The sequence below is a fragment of the Pseudoalteromonas luteoviolacea genome (assembly GCF_021654285.1).
Lineage (GTDB): Bacteria > Pseudomonadota > Gammaproteobacteria > Enterobacterales > Alteromonadaceae > Pseudoalteromonas > Pseudoalteromonas luteoviolacea_J.
Genome location: NZ_JAKFZS010000004.1, coordinates 20,286 through 39,511, shown reverse-complemented (window position 1 = coordinate 39,511; position 19,226 = coordinate 20,286). Strand labels below are relative to the sequence as shown.

General features: G+C 40.9%; 17 protein-coding genes and 1 tRNA gene. 10 read left to right on the top strand and 8 right to left on the bottom strand.

Annotated features, from left to right (window positions below; translation table 11 throughout):
* Positions 1-34 precede the first annotated feature (34 nt).
* The 4 genes from L1077_RS04350 to L1077_RS04335 all read left to right on the top strand — a co-directional run bounded on the left by L1077_RS04350 (position 35) and on the right by L1077_RS04335 (position 5,751).
* Positions 35-1,450: an alanine/glycine:cation symporter family protein gene (locus L1077_RS04350; protein WP_237135743.1), complete on the top strand. Its 1,416-nt coding sequence runs from the start codon at positions 35-37 to the stop codon at positions 1,448-1,450.
* Between the two features lie 214 nt (positions 1,451-1,664).
* A complete protein-coding gene (locus L1077_RS04345; protein WP_237135742.1) occupies positions 1,665-2,675 on the top strand; it encodes a CobW family GTP-binding protein in 1,011 nt (336 codons plus the stop codon).
* Between the two features lie 126 nt (positions 2,676-2,801).
* Positions 2,802-5,261, top strand: a complete 2,460-nt coding sequence (locus L1077_RS04340; RefSeq protein WP_237135741.1) for a M1 family metallopeptidase — start codon at positions 2,802-2,804, stop codon at positions 5,259-5,261.
* A gap of 4 nt (positions 5,262-5,265) precedes the next feature.
* Complete coding sequence (locus L1077_RS04335; protein ID WP_237135915.1) at positions 5,266-5,751, top strand: DUF6702 family protein; 486 nt, start codon at positions 5,266-5,268, stop codon at positions 5,749-5,751.
* A 58-nt stretch (positions 5,752-5,809) separates the two neighbouring features.
* Here L1077_RS04335 and L1077_RS04330 read toward each other — a convergent pair whose 3' ends face one another.
* Positions 5,810-7,195, bottom strand: coding sequence for a fibrinogen-like YCDxxxxGGGW domain-containing protein (locus L1077_RS04330; protein ID WP_237135740.1), 1,386 nt, complete (start codon positions 7,193-7,195; stop codon positions 5,810-5,812).
* A 329-nt stretch (positions 7,196-7,524) separates the two neighbouring features.
* On the opposite strand from L1077_RS04330, the gene L1077_RS04325 reads away from it, so the two are divergent.
* Positions 7,525-7,601 (top strand) — tRNA-Pro (locus tag L1077_RS04325).
* Between the two features lie 440 nt (positions 7,602-8,041).
* On the opposite strand, the gene L1077_RS04320 is transcribed toward L1077_RS04325, so the two are convergent.
* The 3 genes from L1077_RS04320 to L1077_RS04310 form a co-directional block, all read right to left on the bottom strand.
* Positions 8,042-9,829 carry an AIPR family protein gene (locus L1077_RS04320; protein WP_237135739.1) on the bottom strand — a complete coding sequence of 596 codons (1,788 nt, stop codon included), beginning with the start codon at positions 9,827-9,829 and terminating at the stop codon, positions 8,042-8,044.
* A gap of 388 nt (positions 9,830-10,217) precedes the next feature.
* Positions 10,218-11,579: a hypothetical protein gene (locus L1077_RS04315; RefSeq protein WP_237135738.1), complete on the bottom strand. Its 1,362-nt coding sequence runs from the start codon at positions 11,577-11,579 to the stop codon at positions 10,218-10,220.
* 62 nt (positions 11,580-11,641) lie between these two features.
* Positions 11,642-11,878 carry a helix-turn-helix domain-containing protein gene (locus L1077_RS04310; RefSeq protein WP_039609355.1) on the bottom strand — a complete coding sequence of 79 codons (237 nt, stop codon included), beginning with the start codon at positions 11,876-11,878 and terminating at the stop codon, positions 11,642-11,644.
* A 344-nt stretch (positions 11,879-12,222) separates the two neighbouring features.
* On the opposite strand from L1077_RS04310, the gene L1077_RS04305 reads away from it, so the two are divergent.
* Both L1077_RS04305 and L1077_RS04300 read left to right on the top strand, forming a co-directional pair.
* The gene (locus L1077_RS04305) at positions 12,223-12,804 is read left to right on the top strand and encodes a hypothetical protein (RefSeq protein WP_237135737.1); all 582 of its coding nucleotides are present in this window, start codon (positions 12,223-12,225) and stop codon (positions 12,802-12,804) included.
* A 37-nt stretch (positions 12,805-12,841) separates the two neighbouring features.
* Positions 12,842-13,879 carry a hypothetical protein gene (locus L1077_RS04300; RefSeq protein ID WP_237135736.1) on the top strand — a complete coding sequence of 346 codons (1,038 nt, stop codon included), beginning with the start codon at positions 12,842-12,844 and terminating at the stop codon, positions 13,877-13,879.
* A 75-nt stretch (positions 13,880-13,954) separates the two neighbouring features.
* Here L1077_RS04300 and L1077_RS04295 read toward each other — a convergent pair whose 3' ends face one another.
* Complete coding sequence (locus tag L1077_RS04295; RefSeq protein WP_237135735.1) at positions 13,955-14,143, bottom strand: hypothetical protein; 189 nt, start codon at positions 14,141-14,143, stop codon at positions 13,955-13,957.
* Between the two features lie 95 nt (positions 14,144-14,238).
* Between L1077_RS04295 and L1077_RS04290 the strand changes: the two genes are divergently transcribed.
* From L1077_RS04290 to L1077_RS04280, 3 genes are all read left to right on the top strand, one after another.
* Positions 14,239-14,505, top strand: coding sequence for a helix-turn-helix domain-containing protein (locus tag L1077_RS04290; protein WP_039609358.1), 267 nt, complete (start codon positions 14,239-14,241; stop codon positions 14,503-14,505).
* A 549-nt stretch (positions 14,506-15,054) separates the two neighbouring features.
* Entirely contained in the window at positions 15,055-15,276 is a 222-nt protein-coding gene (locus L1077_RS04285) for a hypothetical protein (protein WP_039609359.1), read from the top strand.
* On the top strand, positions 15,269-16,150 hold the full coding sequence (locus L1077_RS04280) for a site-specific integrase (RefSeq protein WP_237135734.1): 882 nt from the start codon (positions 15,269-15,271) through the stop codon (positions 16,148-16,150). Before L1077_RS04285 ends, L1077_RS04280 begins: the two co-directional genes overlap by 8 nt.
* A 78-nt stretch (positions 16,151-16,228) precedes the next feature.
* Here L1077_RS04280 and L1077_RS04275 read toward each other — a convergent pair whose 3' ends face one another.
* The 3 genes from L1077_RS04275 to L1077_RS04265 are packed head-to-tail and all read right to left on the bottom strand — an operon-like array spanning position 16,229 to position 18,659.
* A complete protein-coding gene (locus tag L1077_RS04275; protein WP_237135733.1) occupies positions 16,229-16,963 on the bottom strand; it encodes a hypothetical protein in 735 nt (244 codons plus the stop codon).
* 23 nt (positions 16,964-16,986) lie between these two features.
* Positions 16,987-17,322, bottom strand: coding sequence for a hypothetical protein (locus L1077_RS04270; protein ID WP_237135732.1), 336 nt, complete (start codon positions 17,320-17,322; stop codon positions 16,987-16,989).
* A 59-nt stretch (positions 17,323-17,381) separates the two neighbouring features.
* A complete protein-coding gene (locus L1077_RS04265) occupies positions 17,382-18,659 on the bottom strand; it encodes a tyrosine-type recombinase/integrase (protein WP_237135731.1) in 1,278 nt (425 codons plus the stop codon).
* Between the last annotated feature and the right edge of the window lie 567 nt (positions 18,660-19,226).

The window sequence follows — 19,226 nt, the reverse complement described above, 5'->3', positions numbered from 1 at the left end:
AAATTATTCGTTACCTTAAATTAAAGGATATCCGATGGCTGAGTTTTTTAATCAAATCAGCGGCCTGTTGTGGGGACATATTCTTATATACCTCCTGATCGCAGCCGGTGTTTTCTTTACAATCCGACTTGGGTTTATTCAATTTGCTCAATTCCCGCATATGGTCAAAGTCATGGCCAATAGCCGAAGCGGCGCCGGTGAAGGTATCTCTTCATTTCAGGCATTTTGTACCTCACTCGCAGCACGTGTGGGCACTGGTAATATGGCCGGTGTGGCGGTCGCCCTTTATTTAGGTGGTGCAGGTGCTATTTTCTGGATGTGGCTTATCGCCTTAATTGGTATGGCTACCAGTTTCGCAGAAAGCGCACTCGCTCAGCTTTATAAAGTAAAAGATGAAGATGGTAACTACCGAGGCGGGCCAGCTTATTACATGCAGTATGGTTTGAACAAGCGCTGGATGGGGATATTATTCTCACTCTGTCTTATCCTTGCTTTTGGCCTAGTATTCAATGCAGTACAATCAAATTCCATTGCGGCAGCATTTGAAGTGGCATTTGATGTACCTAAATATGTAATGGGCATTGTGCTTGTTATTGGTTCTGCGTTCATCATTTTTGGTGGTCTGAAAACCATCGCACGCTTTGCAGAGCTCGTTGTACCATTCATGGCATTAGCTTATCTGTTAGTTGCCCTGTACGTGTGTTTCAGCAACGTTGAGCTACTACCAGATGTGTTCATGCAGGTGATTAACAGCGCATTCGGTTTGGAACAAGCAGCTGGCGGTGCAGTAGGCTATGCCGTTATGCAGGCGATGATCCAAGGTATTAAACGCGGCTTATTCTCTAACGAAGCCGGTATGGGTAGCGCCGCCAATGCTGCTGCAAGTGCAACACCCAATCCAAATCACCCAGCATCACAAGGCTACGTACAAATGCTTGGTGTATTTGTCGATACCATTGTGATCTGTAGTGCAACTGCAGCCCTGGTTTTATTATCAAACCAGCTGGTGCCTGAATCAGGTGTTACCGGTATTGCATTAACACAGGCCGCCCTTGTAGAACACGTTGGTCAATGGGGTGCAATCTTCATAGCCATTGCTATTTTCTTCTTCGCATTCACATCGATCGTTGCGAACTACAGCTACGCTGAGACTAACCTAATGTTCTTGCAAGAAAACAAGACTGCCATGATGGTATTCCGTCTGTGCGTATTAGGCATGGTAATGTTTGGTGCTGTTGGTGAACTTGGCCTGATTTGGACACTGGCTGACATCTCAATGGGTATGATGGCCATTGTGAACGTTGCTGCATTATTCATGTTGTCGGGTATTGTGATCTGGCTTGCCAAAGACTACAAAGCCCAGCTTAAAGAAGGTAAAACACCTAAGTTTGACCCAAGCAGCCGACCTGAAATAGCAAAAACGCTTCCTAAAGGTATTTGGCGCAAGTAAATTACCACTCACCTTAATCTAAAAAAGCGGCAGTTAATCTGCCGTTTTTTTGTTCTCCTTGCCATTCAAAGCCATTAAATCCACTAACTTATATTAAGAGACCATTAACAACAGGATGAACACCATTCTTAGAAAGACAACAATTGTTATAGTATAACATTTCAAATATAATGCGCGGCAACCGTCACACAAGTGTGAAAAATTGGAGTATGTAATGCAAAGTGATAATCAGCCGATCTCGGCTATTCCAACTAACATCATCACCGGCTTTTTAGGGGTTGGTAAGACCTCCGCAATTAAGCACCTACTTGCGCAAAAGCCTGAGGATGAAAGATGGGCTATCTTAGTCAATGAGTTTGGTGAGATTGGCATTGATGGTAATTTACTCAGCGGCAAAAAAGACGAACAAGTATATATTCGCGAAGTACCCGGTGGGTGTATGTGCTGCGCATCTGGCTTGCCAATGCAAATTGCACTCAATCAACTACTCAGTGAAGCTAAGCCGCACCGCTTACTCATTGAACCCACAGGGCTTGGACATCCCTTAGAAGTACTGCAATTATTATCAAATCAATATTACCAGCAACTACTTAGCCTTGAAAAAGTCATCACCCTAGTCGATGCACGAAATCTTACTGATACCCGCTACACAGAGCATGCCACATTTAATCAGCAAATCGCCATCGCTGATGTCGTGGTTGGCAATAAGCTAGATTTATATCAAGGCACTCAAAAAACACAGCTTGAGCTATTTTTGGCCGAAAAAGGGTTTGATAGTAAGCAATTAGAGTTTTGCTCACACGGACAACTCAACCCCCAGTGGCTTAGCGGAAAAACAATCAATAACGCAAAACCGCCTTGTCATCACCACCATCACCATGATGCCGATCCCGCAAGAGACATTAACGCAGAGCCTTTCCCTGAAGATGGCTTCCTAAAAGCTCAAAATGAAGGGGAAGGCTTTGTCAGTGTCGGCTGGCGTTTTGCCCCCGAGCAAGTATTTGACCGAGATAAGCTGAGAGTATTTGTCACAAGTGTCGACGCGGAACGTTTAAAGGCGGTGTTTATCACCATGGATGGCATTTTTGGCTACAACAAAACAGCCGATGGCACGACAGAAATAGAACTAGACGAATGTATTGAAAGCCGCATTGAGATCATTGGTGAAAACCTAAGCCCAGATCTTGAAGCTACTCTTCTTACTTGTTTAGTAGCCCATCAATAAACACTTACTGACAATAATTTATTAGATTAATTTCAACAAAACTTTAAACAAAGGAGGAGGTTACAAGCATCCATAAAAACCAGCTGTAAAACAGCTTTAATAAGCGAATCAAAGAAAGAAAATAAAATGAAAACAAACACATCAATACTCATTGCCGCATTTGCAACACTGGTATTTTCAAGCGTTACCAATGCATCCGCAATAAATCAAACGAAAGGGAACTTTGAAGACAAGTTCCGACAATTAGACGAAGTGTTGCCAACACCAAACGTGTATCGCAATGCTGCGGGGGAGCCAGGGCAACAATACTGGCAACAAAAGGTAGATTATAAGATCAAAGTCTCACTTGATGAGCAAAAACGTCGATTGACAGGTCATGAAAAAATCACCTACCACAACAACTCCCCTTATCGTTTAAAGTACCTTTGGGTGCAGCTCGATCAGAATATCTTTAAAGATGACTCCATTGCCAATATGGCAAACAACTTTGGTGGCGTTGGTCGCCGAGGCCCTTACACCGAGCACGGTGATGAAAATAAGCCAGCAAAAATCAGCTTAGGTGAGCTCAGACGCCAACAGTTTATGACGGACAATGAACTAGGCTATGAAATAAGCGCAGTCACGGATCATCGTGGCAAGAAACTCAGCTTTACCATCGTCGGCACACAAATGCGAATAGACTTACCTAAGCCACTGAAATCAGGTGACTCGGTTAAATTTGCCATTGATTTTGCATTTAACATCGTAGAAGAAGACGCTGTATCTGCCCGCTCAGGATATGAGCACTTTGCTGATGATCAGCGTCCAGGCGGTAACGATATATTCTTGTTAGCGCAGTGGTTCCCAAGACTCCATGCTTACACAGACTATGAAGCATGGACTAACAAAGAGTTTTTGGGCCGTGGTGAATTCACATTAGAGTTCGGCGATTATGAAGTTGAAATCGATGTGCCTGCCGACCATATTGTCAGTGCCACGGGTGTATTAACCAACCCAAAAGACGTGTTAAGCAAAACCCAGCGTAATCGTTTAAAAGCTGCCAAAACGGCCAAACGCCCAGTCTTTATCGTTACCGAAGAAGAAGCGCTTGAAAACGAAAAAGCGGGCACAAACAAGCGTAAAACTTGGAAGTTTAAAGCAGAAAACGTCCGTGATTTCGCATGGGCGTCATCGCGTAAATTCATGTGGGATGCACGCGGCTACCAGCAAGGCGGTGAAGAGATGCCATTGGTTATGGCCATGTCTTTCTACCCAAAAGAAGGCGGCGACCTGTGGAAAAAGTACTCAACTGAGTCTGTGATCCACACCATGGAAGTCTATTCACGCTTTTCTTTCGATTACCCCTACCCAACTGCACAATCAGTCAATGGCCCTGTCGGCGGCATGGAATACCCCATGATCACCTTCAATGGTCCACGCACCGAGCTGCAAGACGATGGGACACGTACCTATTCTCAAGCAGAAAAACGCTTTTTAATTGGCGTAGTGATCCATGAGGTCGGGCATATTTATTTTCCGATGATAGTTAACTCTGATGAGCGCCAGTGGACATGGATGGATGAGGGCTTAAACAGCTTTTTAGATGGCGTAGCAGGGCGCGAATGGGATCCAAACATTCCTTGGGGTGTTGAGCCAAGAGACATTGTCGGCTACATGAAATCTGAAAATCAGGTACCAATCATGACGCAATCTGATAGCGTCTTGAATTTAGGCCCCAATGCCTACACTAAGCCCGCTGCCGCATTGAACATTTTGCGTGAAGTGATCCTCGGTCGTGAGCTGTTTGATTTTGCATTTAAAGAGTTCTCAGAGCGGTGGCGATTTAAACGCCCTACCCCATCTGACTTTTTCCGTACCATGGAAGAAGCCTCAGGTGTTGACCTAGACTGGTTCTGGCGCGGTTGGTTCTACTCCACCGATCATGTCGATATCTCCATCGATAAAGTTTATCAGATGCGCTTAGATACTTATGATCCTGACATCGATTTTTCGCGTCAGCGTCAGTTTGAACAAGATAAGCCTTCTTCATTATTTGTTGAACGCAACAAAGCCGAAGGCAAAAAGTTGTGGGTAGAGCTCAACCCAGATATTAAAGACTTTTATGATGACAATGACAGATTCACCGTCACCAATAAAGAGCGCAACGAGTACAAAGAGTTCTTGGAATCTCTTAAGCCTTGGGAGCGTAAAACACTTGCCCGCGCACTAGAAGAAGACAAAAACTATTATGTACTGGAGTTTTCGAATATTGGCGGTTTAGTGATGCCGATTTTACTCGAGCTAACCTATGAAGATGGCAGTAAAGAGAGCCAATATATCCCTGCTGAGATCTGGCGCAGAACGCCTAAGCACGTTCGCAAGCTAATCGTCACCGACAAAGATAAAGTACTGACCAACGTAGTTGTCGACCCAGGTTGGGAAACGGCCGATGTGGATGTAGAAAACAACCACTATCCACGCCGTATCATTCCTTCTCGTGTTGAAGCGTATAAAAAAGCCAAGAGTAAAAACAAGGTCAAACGCGACATCATGCAAGATATCAAAACAGAGCTTAAAAATGATAAAAAGGAAGTAAGTAATGACTAACTACCTGCATACTTTTATTATTACATTGGCTTTATTGCTCAGCGCGGTGGTTTTTGCACATCAACAAAAAGCAGCTGAAACCACGGTTTTATTCAATAAGAACTCAGACCAATTAGAGATCATGCATCGCTTTTATCTGCACGATACTGAGCATGCGGTCCAGTCTTTATTTGATAAAAAAGCCGATATCCTTAATTCAAAAGCAACCCAACAGCAATTTGCAGATTACGTCGCGAAGCACTTTCAGTTGAAAGCACTGAATGACCAGTCAGTCGAATTAACCAATGTAGGTTTTGAAGTTGAAGGTAAGTTTTTTTGGGTTTATCAAGAAACAACTCTACCCAAGGAAGTACAAGGCTTAAAAATGTATAACGGCTCACTGAGAGACCTTTGGCCTGCACAGATCAATATGGTCAACGTGGAAGGCAAAGGCAAGGTACGCACCTTGTACTTTAGTCGCAATGATAAGTGGCTCGTGACCAAGTTTTAGGCTTGAAAACACCTAATGACAATCAGGGAGCTGCCTAATGGAAAGCTCCCTTTATATTTTATCTTACAAAGATGTATGTTGTGCCGTTAGTGATTTTACTCGTCACATTACCGCTTTTGAAGAAACCACCGCTGTAGTTATAGATATCAGCATAGTTCAGCATAGAATAATCAGAGCCCTTACCATCACAGCCTTCTATTTCATCCCAGAATAGTCTGAATACGCTATACCCTGTCATGCCATGGTTTAGGCCAAGTGTATCTTGTAATGGGATACAACGCGCGGTCTTTAATTTATCCATATCAGCAATAGAATAATAGCCAGCATCACGCATCGTCATCATCATTTCTTGGCTATTGTTTTTAAAGTGGAACCACTGAGGATCAGTCAAATGGAAATTATCCACAAACGAAGTGATATTTTGCGTCTCGGTATAATGTGACGCGTAATTGTTTGCACTGCTGTACTCTTTACCCGGCACATAACGAATGGCCATTAATGTCCAGCCACCGCCTTGATTTTCCATATCACAGAAAGTAGTAAATTCAGCCAAACCGCCCACACCATCCGGATCTAATGTATAAAACCCTGACAATGCACTTGGATCGCTCTCTAACACTGCCTTACAACTGCTGTTGCCAATATTAGGTTGCACTTGTTTGTTAGCTCTAATTGTCGCGGTGTCATTGCCATGCAACGTAATATCTTGAGCAAATAGGTGTCCGTCGATATCTAGCATGTTGATCACTTCATGTATATGAGTGAGCTCAGCATCTTTTGACTGTTCTTCTTGTAAAAACAGCTCATGGTTTTCAAACTTAATCGTCTGCTCGTTAACTTTAGCTTGGTTTAAGTTGTAAGTTTGCCCTGAGTCCAACTGACCCGTTTTGTTAGGTGCGTACACAGCCAAATAAGCAACTTTTTGTGAAACCCGAGTATTTCCAGTTGTTTGTAATTCTTGATATTGAATTTTAGCGTTAAAACCGATCTGGTTAACATTATTGGCTCTGGCAACGTATGCAAAACCACTGTTATCAGATTGCGGACTTAAAAATAAATAGGGTACTTGATCATACTGCTGAGAAAACTCAAACGTTTGGCTGGCAGTACTCATATCAAGTACGCCCACTTCCCAGATTGACCCATCGGCCATAGTATGGATACCAGCCCCTAATGTAAGCGTTGAGATGGTCTCGTTGGTATGCGTGCCATCTAAATACTCCCACTCTTTATAACTTAAGCTAAACGAGCCGTCAGAGTTCTTTGTCAGTGAAACTGCACCGGGATCTGCATGTAAATTGCTGACAACACCAGTTACAACCACCTCATTGGATGTTGTTGGCACCAGCACAGCATTATGACTGACTGTATTTTCAACCAAAACAACAGCGTTTACAGAACTTGCAGCAAATACTGCCGCAGACAATAGAGCGAGTTTAAACATTTACTTTTCCTTATGTTTTACTAGGTATGAGGTCGCATCATTGCAAACCTCGCAATTATGCTAACAAAACACGTCCCTTTTTGACATACGAAAAAGTTATTTTATTAAGGAAAATCAATATATTAATAATATTATATTAAAACAAATACACCATAGTTACCGCAATCATAAATACGACAAACCCTTAGCGAAAAGCACCTCATTGGCCTAATTTAATAGGATAAAACACAACACTCAGTATGCAAAAACTGCTTTATGATCATTTAATGTCCAAACAAACCAATTAGTTATTGCCTTTTAAAATAAAATCATTATAGTGACAACCAAGTCGGCATATAGCGCAGCTTGGTAGCGCACTGTCATGGGGTGTCAGGGGTCGCAGGTTCAAATCCTGCTATGCCGACCAACTTTTCCTTACCCTATTCAATAAGTTATATCAATTACTCGTCTTGTTTTTCGCACTTAGTTTTTTCAATTATTAACTTTATATCGCACATTTATCGCACCACATTAATCTAAATTTATTTTCTCATTTTCAGGTTAAATTAGGTGTTGATTGGGGGGGATATATAGGAAGACAGCTAATGGCACCTTTGTTACCTTCCTCACGATAGAATTTTATAAAAGCTTTTCAGAAACAGTTTGTAATCGACGGGCAATGAATCTTGGCAGCTCATATATGACCTTATGCTTTCAGCAATTGGCTTAGGATTGTGCCACTATACCTAACAGGTGGTTTGAACTAAAAGCGGACGGCCACTCTAGCCCGTTTTTGGACAAAAATGAGATATGAACCAGAGCACACTCTGGCTTTTAGGAGGAGGCCAAATTCACTTACCAACTACACTATTCAGTGGTAGGAATGGTCCCATTTTTTATATATTCAATAGTAGCTGTGATCTTGGTTGCGTTGCTAAAGAGCCTTGCCAAGTAAGCACTAGGGTAATGAGTATCAATTAAGGTTTCTAGTTGGCTTAACAGTGTTTCGAAGTTCTCATCAATGCTACCAGTGTCAAGTTCAATCAATGTAGTCGCTCTCCTTAAATTATTAACTTGTTCCATCAGAATAGCGGCAATTACGCGGTTAGCATGAGTCAAAATCCCATAGCGCTTTTTGGCAGTTTGCTGATCTGTTTCAGATAGCTTTATTTTAATCAAACGTTCAATATATCGATGATGTTTTACTACGTTAATTAACTTAACGCCACTTATAGTTGGATTGAAAACAGAACGATATTGATTCCCCTCTAGATTTTCGAAGAACTTACCTCGAGCGCTTTTCAAAGTAGCTAAAGTAGTAGCGTTCATTGTGAGACATGCTAACCCATCAAGAGCCTCATCAATATCTATGAATTTGTCACCTGTTGGAGCTTGGCTACTTCTTAGTAATTGATACGTATACTGCTCAACTGCTAACTCATCTCTCAAACGCAGTTGTTCCACATGCTGCGATGCAAAGTCGCGTCCCAACACGCGGTTCTGATGGTTATTTGCCCGAGTAATTAAATCTATGGTGTCTTCACTTTCACCATGTGGGATATGAATAAATCTGATCTGAACCTTTATGTCAGATAGTTGGGTAGGGTCACTTTCTCCCACATACCCTATGCTACTAACTGTTTGAGCACCATTTATAATACTCACATCTGAAAAGTTAAAGCGCCCTCGTGTTCTATCTCTATCGTTATTACGTCGATAAGGTTGCACATCTCGAACTAGTACAGTAACGCCATTATTGAAGAACCAAAATTTATCAGGGTTATTCTGAGCTGTATCCCTAATAGACTCGTTCACATCAGTCTTACCTAAAAGGTTTCGAATATTTTTGGTAAATAAATCTGAAGAATGCTGTTGCCACCACTCATAGATTTGATCTCCTCCAACTGTTCCATAATATGCTGTGTAGGGAGCTGTGATTTTTCCATACTCTTCTAACTCAACATCTGCTATGTCAACTGAATTGGAGTGTTGTACCCGCATCCATTCAGTGAGATCTTCTGCGGAGACTAGATGTACTTGAAATGGTAAGTCATTCTCTGGGGTATCATGACCAACAATAGCCGCAGCATTTAACTCTCTTTGCCACTGCTGCATATCAATTAAAATTTCTGCGGCAGCACCCCGTTTGCCTGTATGAGCCATTACAAATTTAAACCTGTAATCGATAGAGTCTAATGCTTTAGCTATATCGGCTCCTGATGCTTGTAGGATTTGATCAAAACGCCCAAAGTCACACTCTTGTAAGTGTTCACAAGCATTCTTGAAACGTAAAAAGTCTGCCGTATTCCAAGTAGCGTTTCCTGATTGGTTAAACTTAGATTGTACGACCACTACTATTTTTTCTGCGTGGTTCACAAATATACCATCTATGCCACCATCTTCAGCACTATCGCAAACACCTTGAGCAGATTGAACGTCATCTGCTTTTCCTAAGTAATGGATAACAAAAGCAGCTATAGCTCTACTAGACATCTTAACTGAATAGTCAGAATCAGTTTCACGACAGTTTCGTTTGTGTATATTTTCTTCAAAACGTTCTTTTAGTGAGTTACCTATTCGTTGTGCAACGACTCCAGCCGTAGCTCTTGCAGCAGCAGCGTTATCTTCTGGTGTTAAATTGTGAACTAATGCCATTCAAAGCCTCCTACTTATTGATATTCCTATTGATTAACTTTAACACGAATACTTGATCACTAATAGTTAATCTGAAGCTGAAATAAACAACCTTTGTCGATTCTCTGATTACGAGCCTCACGATTAACAAGATTTTTTGGAACCATCACTTAATTTTTTAGGAGTGTAGGATTTGTACAGCAGTTTGCTGACTAAATAGTTCTTATTATTACTTAGTGTGCCCTAAAAACACTTTGGGGCAGAAACGAGTTAGCTTCAAGGTCCACTTATGGAGCTTTGCGACTTTCAGGTTTGATTAAATACTATTAACCTCTTCCTGGTAGACCAAGTTAAGACTTACTTAAATAAATTACACCTTTCGTTGGTTTGGAAATTCCGGTATTTACCCTTAGCTAAACCAATACCGTTTCACAGTTCGTAACCCTAATCCAGCCCTCTCGGCAACTTGCCTCTGAGTTGGCTTTTTGCCTGTTTCATTGATCAATTCGTTAAAAGCTTCTCGCACGTTCTCTTGAGAGTTATTTCTCTTCTTAGTAGCCGTATCTTTGGCCGCTTTTTTCTGCCTTTGCTTTATTTCGTCACTTGATAACTTAACTTTGGGCGTCGTACACAAGTATTCAGGACGGTAGTCAAGTAAGTCTTCTAGGTATTCAGCTAGTGTGTCTTTTTTGTATTTGTAGAAAGTGCTTTTTGCCGTTTTTGTCAGTCCGTCTAACTCTTCGAGTGAAAAACCTATCAGCTCATCATTTATTTTTACCAGCTTTTCAAAAGCAGTGTCTTTATTTAAATGTTGCAAGGCAACAAATAGGATGAAAGCTGTTTTATCACGTTTGCCTTTAGGAACCTTGCCTTGCTTACGAAAATGAATTTGAAGGGTGTTTATACATTTGAGCCACCAATCCTTAATGTTGTGACCGTAACGCCTTTGAATTTGTTGTTTCGGTTTATTGCTTTTAGGTTCAATTGGCAACCTAACAACTCTCAATTCTTTTTCTAGTCTCAAGCTATCTCTTAATGACTCCAAATTGAGATAGTTTAGTAGCTCTTCAAATTGGTACTTAGGGCCACCGCCAAAAAACCTCGCTTGTAAACCTGTTCGCCCATGAACAGATCCTGGTATACGCAGATTTCCATAAGCCCTTTTTGATGCGGTCGTGTCGATGTACCATAACGAGCGTATGCTTTGTAAACTTTCAATTAATATGTTTGCTATCGCTTTCCACAGTTCTTTATTAACTTGAGAAGCGTCAACAGGAGCGTAAATCCAATATAAATGAATCCCGCCAGAACCCGAGCAAACATAGCCTGTAAATGGTGGTATCTTATTCTTTTGTAAAATTTGAATAACTTTTTCAATTAAGTCATGTTCAAGCTCTCGCACCTTGCTTGCGTCAACTTTTTCAGTAACATCAATATCAACCCAGTTAGCCCTGAAAAGAGCCAAATTTATCGCTCTTGGCCAACTAAAAAACTCGTTTGGACTATAGTAATTGTTAACCGCTTCGCTTTTACTGTTCAATACTCCTTGAACATATCTAGTTGTTTTTATTTTAAAAGTTTTTAAATCTGTGACCTTGCTGGACTTTTGGCTTCCCAATAAAAAGATCTTTTTACCTGATTCGTGGTTATGACTAAAAAGTGCCCTCACATATTTGGGTGAATGAAAATCTATTAACTCGTAAAAGTCTTTTGGTGAGGCAATAGCATACTCAGGCCACGACAAAGGTGGCCTTTCTTGTAAGGCAAGCATATAATTTGAAGATGCAAAGTGCGGTTGGGGTGTCGCCGGTCAAGCAGCCCCTTTCGCCTTCCTTACATCTTCACCCCTTCAAAACGAGCTAGCCATTGCTCAACGGTTTCCCGTATGAACAAACGTGATTTTCCCAACTTTATTGAAGGTGGTGCTAAACGCTGTACTTGGTAGCTCTCTGGATTTTCACCAGCTTCTATTGCTTTAGATTGAGCACTAATTCGGTTGTGGATTGTACGTGGTGATAATTGTAGTAGGTCAGCTAAGTCTTTAACTGAAATAGTTTGAGATGATGACATGACAGTCCTCCAATACGTTTAATGGAGCGAAGGGCATCATTCATGCACGTATGCACGATGCTGCATATGCAGCAATGTCTTTCCTCTTTACGTATTGAAGGCAGCTATAAAAGCGCCTGTTTTCAGTCACCGAAGTGACTCCCCTCGCAGTAACGCAGCAAACGTGCGCATTTGTGAATATAAATGATTGAGTGTGAGGTATCAAGAAATTGGGAGTAACTTTTGCGCTAGTAATTTACTAGTCTTCTAATTTAAGATAACCGTTTAAATAATTGGATAAAAATATAAGCAGACAGTGCACTTTAACGATACTCAACCCAAAATGTGCGCTACGTAAGGAAACCATGAAACAAAATCTACATTGGCGCTATTATCTCTCGTTAGAATCAGATGTATGCGCTTTGTCTCGATACATACACTTTGCCCCTGACAATTTCAAAACATACTCTATAGAATTGGCCAAACTCTATCTTGCAATTTGTGCTGAAGTTGAGGTGGTACTCAAAGAGATATGTGATATATGCCCCTCCACAAAGGGGAAAAATGCAAATATAAATATTTATCGTCAGTGGATAGTGGAAAATCAACAAGGGTTGATAGCGGAGGAAGTGCTGTCCTTTGAGTTCGAGCTAAAATACATCCCATGGAAAGCATTTGAAGAGGGTAAATCTCCCTCTTGGTGGTCAGACTATAACAGCGTTAAACATGAACGCAGAAAACACTTCCACAAAGCCAACCTCGGTAACGTATTAGAGTCTCTCGCGGGGCTTTATATTGCGAACCTATATCTAGAAAGGGAGTTATTAGAACGATCTGGCTACAGTCATTTTCCCAAGAGTATTGGTGAAATCTACTCAGGGCTTCCTCTTGGCCAAAAACTATTTCAACCTTTTGGGCTGCACGCAGACTTGATGAACTGGGGTTAGCCCACAATAAGCAACGATACTTAACATGGAAAAAGTAATGGATATTAATAAGTTAAAGGAATACTTTTATAACAACTTGGGCACCATATTTTGGTCATCAATATTACTACTTGGTGGGTCGATTTTTACTATCTACTATGCCCATATCCGCTACATGCCAAGTTTTGACTTTCAATCTTCGTCGATGCTCTTAGGAGCAAGTGCTATTACCGCTTTCTTTATGCTTGTGATTATCGTTGTGGTTTTTATCTTACCTGGTGAGTATTGGTATCGAACCTTCGGCAAAAGAATTCAAGAAAGTACACACTCTAAAAGCAAAAGTGAAAATTACAAAAATTCCCTTTGCGCAAGTTTATTTCTATTCCCACAAGCGACTATGTTCACATCTTTGTTTCTGGTTGAGAAGCCATATTGGAAAGGCCTGTTAGAAATAGGAATTATTTTATTTGTCACAATGGCTTACATTTCTACAAAAACAGTCTCCCTCTTGGAAGTTCCTAAAAAAAGTCAAAATAAAATGGTTGAGGCTATAGAATACTGCTGGGCATCATTTATAAGCATTGTCGCATCATTATACCCTCTGCTGTTACTTACTTCATTATCAGATAGGGCTGTTGATTTACAGTCAAACGAAATGACCATTATCGCAATTGTTACAATACTAGGTATAAATACGATAGTTGCGATGAGGCCAAATAGGATCTCAGCATTCATATTCTATGGGATTATTTCATTATGCACCCTTTCCATAGTGCTACTCAGCTTCAATGCAAGCACATCGATCTCCAAAGCTGTAATACAGCTTTATGGATTTGGGAACTTTGAAGTCAAAACCCTAACGCTTAAAAAAGAAGCATGTAACTATTTAAAAGCCCAAAACCTACATGCCATTAACAGCTCAACCGATTTTTGTATCTACAAAGACGTTATTATCTTATCTAGCCTTGGTGAAAACTACTTCATAGAGATTGGGGAACTAGAACACATAGTTGCCAAAGACCTTGTCTTATCTTGGTCTAGAGAAAGAAAAACAAGTAATGCACAGGCTGAAAACGACGAACTTGCAAAGGAATAGCATGTTTTGTGTAGTCTAAAGGGCTGAACCAATCCATATTTCAGCCCTCTTTATAACTTAAAAAAGATGTAACTCTTAATAATAAAACTCTCCCCTATCATCGGCTTCTCGTGCTTCTTGCTTCGTATATTCATCACCATAGAAGTTTACGTTACCCATCCCATCATTGTGTTCATCAATAAACTGGTCTTGGTCTGATTTTTTATCGTCGATCATGACTTCAAGCGCTATTAACGCGGTTGCTTTCAGTGCTTTTAAAAACATAGTTTAGCCTCTCACATTAAAACTAAGGATTCCTGAGTATCAGAATACCATTAAAGCTAAGAGACTCTTAGTTTTCAAGAGTTAATTGATTTACGATGAAAACAAATGACGAGTCGCCCTTTCCAAAGCGCTTAAAAGAGGCTCGAAAGAGGAAAGGTTTATCTCAAAAACAGTTAGGTATTTTGGCAGGAATGGACGAGTTCTCAGCCTCTGCGAGAATGAACCAGTATGAAAAAGGGGTTCATGCGCCTGATTTTAAAACAGTCAAAGCACTCGCTAAAGTTTTAGACGTACCAACTGCCTTTTTGTTTTGTGAAGAGGATGGACTTGCTGGGAGAATAGCTGATTACAAAGGTAGTTAACTCACCATTTTATTTGACCTGACCTACCATTTGAGGCTTTTGAATTAGCCTACACCTTACATATATCCTCGCCTGCAAATTTGCTAAAAACCAAGCCCTTTTCACCGAGGCATCATGAGCAATTTCCTCCTCTTTTAAAAGGGGCTACGCCCCCCGCTATGTCGAAGCGATAAATCGCTCGCTTCATAGCGGGGGGCTTGGTTTTGCTGAGCTTATACGCAGATTTTTATTCGCAGATTGAAAGCTGTCTTATTTAACGCTAACCTAAACTTGATTTAGCCCTTTGGGCATTGAAGAAAAACGGCGCTGCTCAGCTGCCGACAACTCATAGTGAGGACCCTCACTGTTTTAATATTTATGTCATGCCGCGCCACATTTATGGCGCTTTTCAAATTCGGCGCTTCATTGCTGCCGCTTCCACGTATCTGAGGTTTTTATTTTAGGCGAGATCAGTCCGAGCCTTGCGCAGTTGCGCTTAACTGGGGCGAATAGGCTTTAGTGCCGCTGAGCAACTGTGTTGCCAGTTAATCTTACAACCAAGGAACAAGCATGACTTTTAACCCCAATATTGAAGTCGCTTTATTAAAAGCGCAAACAAAACTACGTGCCCGTAAACGTCATAAATCATCCAAACTTGATAAGTACCGAACTCAACTTTGTAAACTATATGACGCGGGTGCAACTAAAGCTGAGTTACAACGCTGGCTTGCCATGAGAGGTATCGTTGTGCAGTGGACGACTGTTAAGCGGTGGCTCGATAAAAATGCCTAAATTTGCCAAAGCCAGCACACAAGCCAAAAACGTTATCAAAGGGTTGACCAAAGCAAAACATATACGCTCTTTAGGCACAGCTAGAAACTACGAACAGGCGCTAAAAACGGTTGCCAGCTGGTCAAAGGATATTGGTATAAACGGCATCCAATCTATGAGCATTGAACAAGCCCGAATTTATCTCGACTACCGAGCTGAGATTGTCGGCCAAAAAGCCCTAGATATGGAGCGTCAAGCAATACAAGCTATGATGCAACTAAACGGTAAGCTACAGCCAAAAGCAACACTCTATCGAGTTAAGTCATGTTTAGAAGAAATCAAGCGTTCTCGGGCTTACACTAAAGATCAAGCCAGAGCTATTTCACATCGGCAAACAGCAAAGCATCAACTCGCTACACAAATCGCCTATGCCGCAGGTCTGCGCGCCCATGAGCTGCTAACACTTGCCAAAACTAGTGAGCGAAGCCCAGACAAACGCCCTGCCTTAGATTCAAAATGGCATGGTCGAAGCGGCGAGCTATATACCGTGCAAGGTAAAGGCGGCTTAATTCGCCATGTGCTAATTCCAACCACACTCGCCAATAAGCTAGAACAACAACGTTTAGCACAACCTATCACGGTAGTAGACAGAAAAATTAACTACCTTCAGCGCTATGATATTGCTGGCGGTAAAAAATGGTCAGACTCTTTCTCTAAAGCCTCAAACCGCGCATTGTTATTTTCGACTGGCGCGCATGGTCTTAGACATAGCTATGCTCAAGAGCGGATGGTTGAGCTGAAAAGCTTGGGGTATAAATATGAAACGGCCTTAGAGAGCGTTTCGCAAGAGATGGGGCATTTTAGGGCTGAGATTACCGAAGTTTATTTATCGTGACTGTTTTATATGACAAAACTCTAATTGACACCTAAACTCAGCAAGCCACCAAAATTGTTACTCCATAGCTTAGCATGTCTACTTTTTACATTTCATCGTCAATATGATGTGCATTTTACAGTCAATTATATCTATTGAACTTCCGAACTTATATCTCTCTTTGGCATTAATATATGTATCTTTTTTACTTTTATCCATGGGAGTGATACTCCAATAACGCCCATTTAATTCTTCATGAGGGTTAACTACTTCTAATTGCTTTTTCTCTATTGAATCGTAAGCTGTTACTACTGCAGCTCGAGGTAAAGCATTTTGCCAAAGTGTAGCAGCATTGATTGTTTGTCTAGAATCAGACAATACTAGATCAAATTTACTTGCTAAGTACGAATAAGCTTTTTCAGATAACTTATTTCCTCGATGGTTTTCATCAATGAATGTGGAGCGTATCTGAACCCCTTTAAGGTATCCATCATTATAAGTGGTAACACCGACAGCACCTATAACTTCTCTTTTTAGTTCATTCAGTTGGATACCTGTTATCGTTGATAGGTGTTGAACTAGCTCTTTGGAGCTTACAACACCATCACGCTCATCCTTAAAATCTTCTAATGAATCAATAATCCACTCATCCATAGCATAAACTAAATTACAGATGAGAATTTGTTCATCAAGCTCTCCTTTAGGGCATTTACTTAAAGCAATTTGATATAATGAATATACTGGGGAGAGGTAAAGTTGTGTTGAGGATTCATCTATATCTGTTATAGATAAATCTTCTAATTTATATTCGAATTTTTCTATTAGCTGAGGCATTAAAATCTAAACTTCAATAAGGTTTAGACGAAACAAGAATTATAAATTTCACCACTATAACTTATTGAGTTATCGTTAATAAAGTTATTAAAAGCTCTTTTTGCTTCAGTCCTAAAAAGCTTTCGACTACCTTTATCAACATCACCGACCAAAGACAAAACTAGATGATTGTTTTTGTACTCAGCTTCAGCAATAATAGCCATTTGACGGTCTTTGCTATGAGTCAATTTGAACAGTACAAAGCGCTTCGTCATTACAGTTTCATTGATAATTCTTACATCCAAATTCTGCTGTAATGTATTAGAATAGAAGGTAAAAGCACGTTTAGCATTAAGTAAGCGTATCGACGATCTTTGCATTTCCCCTCCTAAATTAAAGCTAAAAATTGGATAATTACTGGTAAGAGTATAACAACTTACTACCCTCTAAGAGGTCTGACCAGTTTCACTGTGCGTTTGTTCCACTTTACTAATGCGCTGCGCCTCTTCCCCATATACTCCTGCAAGTTATATACCTTTTGCATTCCCTGCAATTGGTGATTGAGTATCTTTTCAACCACTATCGGATCAGCGCCAATATCATCATCACCTAAGCGAGTTGCCATTGTTCTGCGCAGGTCATGGGGAACAAATTTAGGCACGCCTAGCTCTTTTTGCTTTCGGTTTACGGCTCTTGAAAGAGAGTGTCTATCAATAGGCTGCTCACCTACGGCGCTCGTGGTGCAGGTGGTACTTGGGAACACGTACTTTGAGCCTAAATAACTGAATGAAGCGCGCAGTTCATCAAGCATAATGATCATATTTTGGGTGATTGGCACTTTATGGATTCGCTCCCCGCCTTTGTTTTGCTTTACTCGCTCGGCGGGAATAGTCCAAATCATTTTATCAAAGTCGAATTCTTGCCACTGCGCGCCTGTCACTTCTATCGGTCTGCAACCAGTTAAGACGATAAACTTAAGGGCATAGATCACTTGCGTGCTTACGCCTAGCTTAGGCAAGCGTTCGAATACTTGTATCAGCTCTTCAAATTCAAGAGCGCGTGTACGCGGCTTTTCAATACCGCCAACGTTCTTTTTCTTGGCGGTGCTAATGGGGTTGCCCTGCATTAGGTCACGCTCAACTGCAAAGTCGAACATTTGTTTAAGAATTGAAAGGGTTTTATTGGCTTGAGTGCCTGCCCCCCTGTCGGTTATTGGGTCTAATACTTTGCTCAAAATGTCTCGACGGGTAATATCTTTTAATTTAACGCCCCCTATCGCTGGTAGCACGTCTTTATAAAACATACGCTCAACTTCTATGGGGTCTTTGCGATTAACCTTGATATAGCGCTCTAAGAACTCTGAAACTAATTCTTGTACCGTTGGCGCTTCAGCTTCTTGTTTTTGCGCTTTGGTTCTTTCTTTTTGTTCAATAAATACATCAATACCGCGTGATACATCACCAATGTATTGCTTTGCTAGCTCACGAGCTTTAACAACGCTCAAGGCTGGCGCACGGCCTAATGCTAAACGCCTTTCTTTTGAGCCTCGGCCACCTAATCGATAATACAAATAGTAAACTAAAGAACGCTTCCCATCTTTGTTAGGCTTGCCAACATTGAGGTAAAAACCTGATAGCTCAGTATCTGTTATTCGGGTGATCTCTAGTGGAATATTTTTGATCACCGACTCTGTTAATTTTGCTTTAATTGACGCCATTTATCGCACACCTAACACATAGCTAATAAATTTATCGCACAGTTATCGCACCAACTGGTTTTAACTCACGATTCATCACGTTGCTTCACTATGTATAATTTACAGCGTAATTATTAGCAACAGCAATAAGTTAGATTTTATTCGGACACCTCACGATGGGTCACGCTTGTCCATGATTGTACACGTTTGAACACAGTTAATTTTTATGGGGTGTCAGGGGTCGCAGGTTCAAATCCTGCTATGCCGACCAGCTTTCCTCTCCCTATTCAATTACTTATATACCCCCTATTTTCATTCTTAGTTTCTAAGGTATTTTATTTTTATTGCTTTTGTAGCGCTTTGATATCTGTACAGTGCTTAGTTCAGTCATTTTTCATACTGAATTCAAATAAATAACCTTAAGCTCTTTGAGCCTACAAACAGGTATTTGTTATCTACGCCACCAAATTACTCATTTGTACAATGAAAACTTTAGCTTTGATGATATTGTAGCGTACAAAGTTCATATCTTTAGAACGGGCAGCCTTTAAGTCCTTCATAAATTAAACCCCAAGATTGAATATCTCA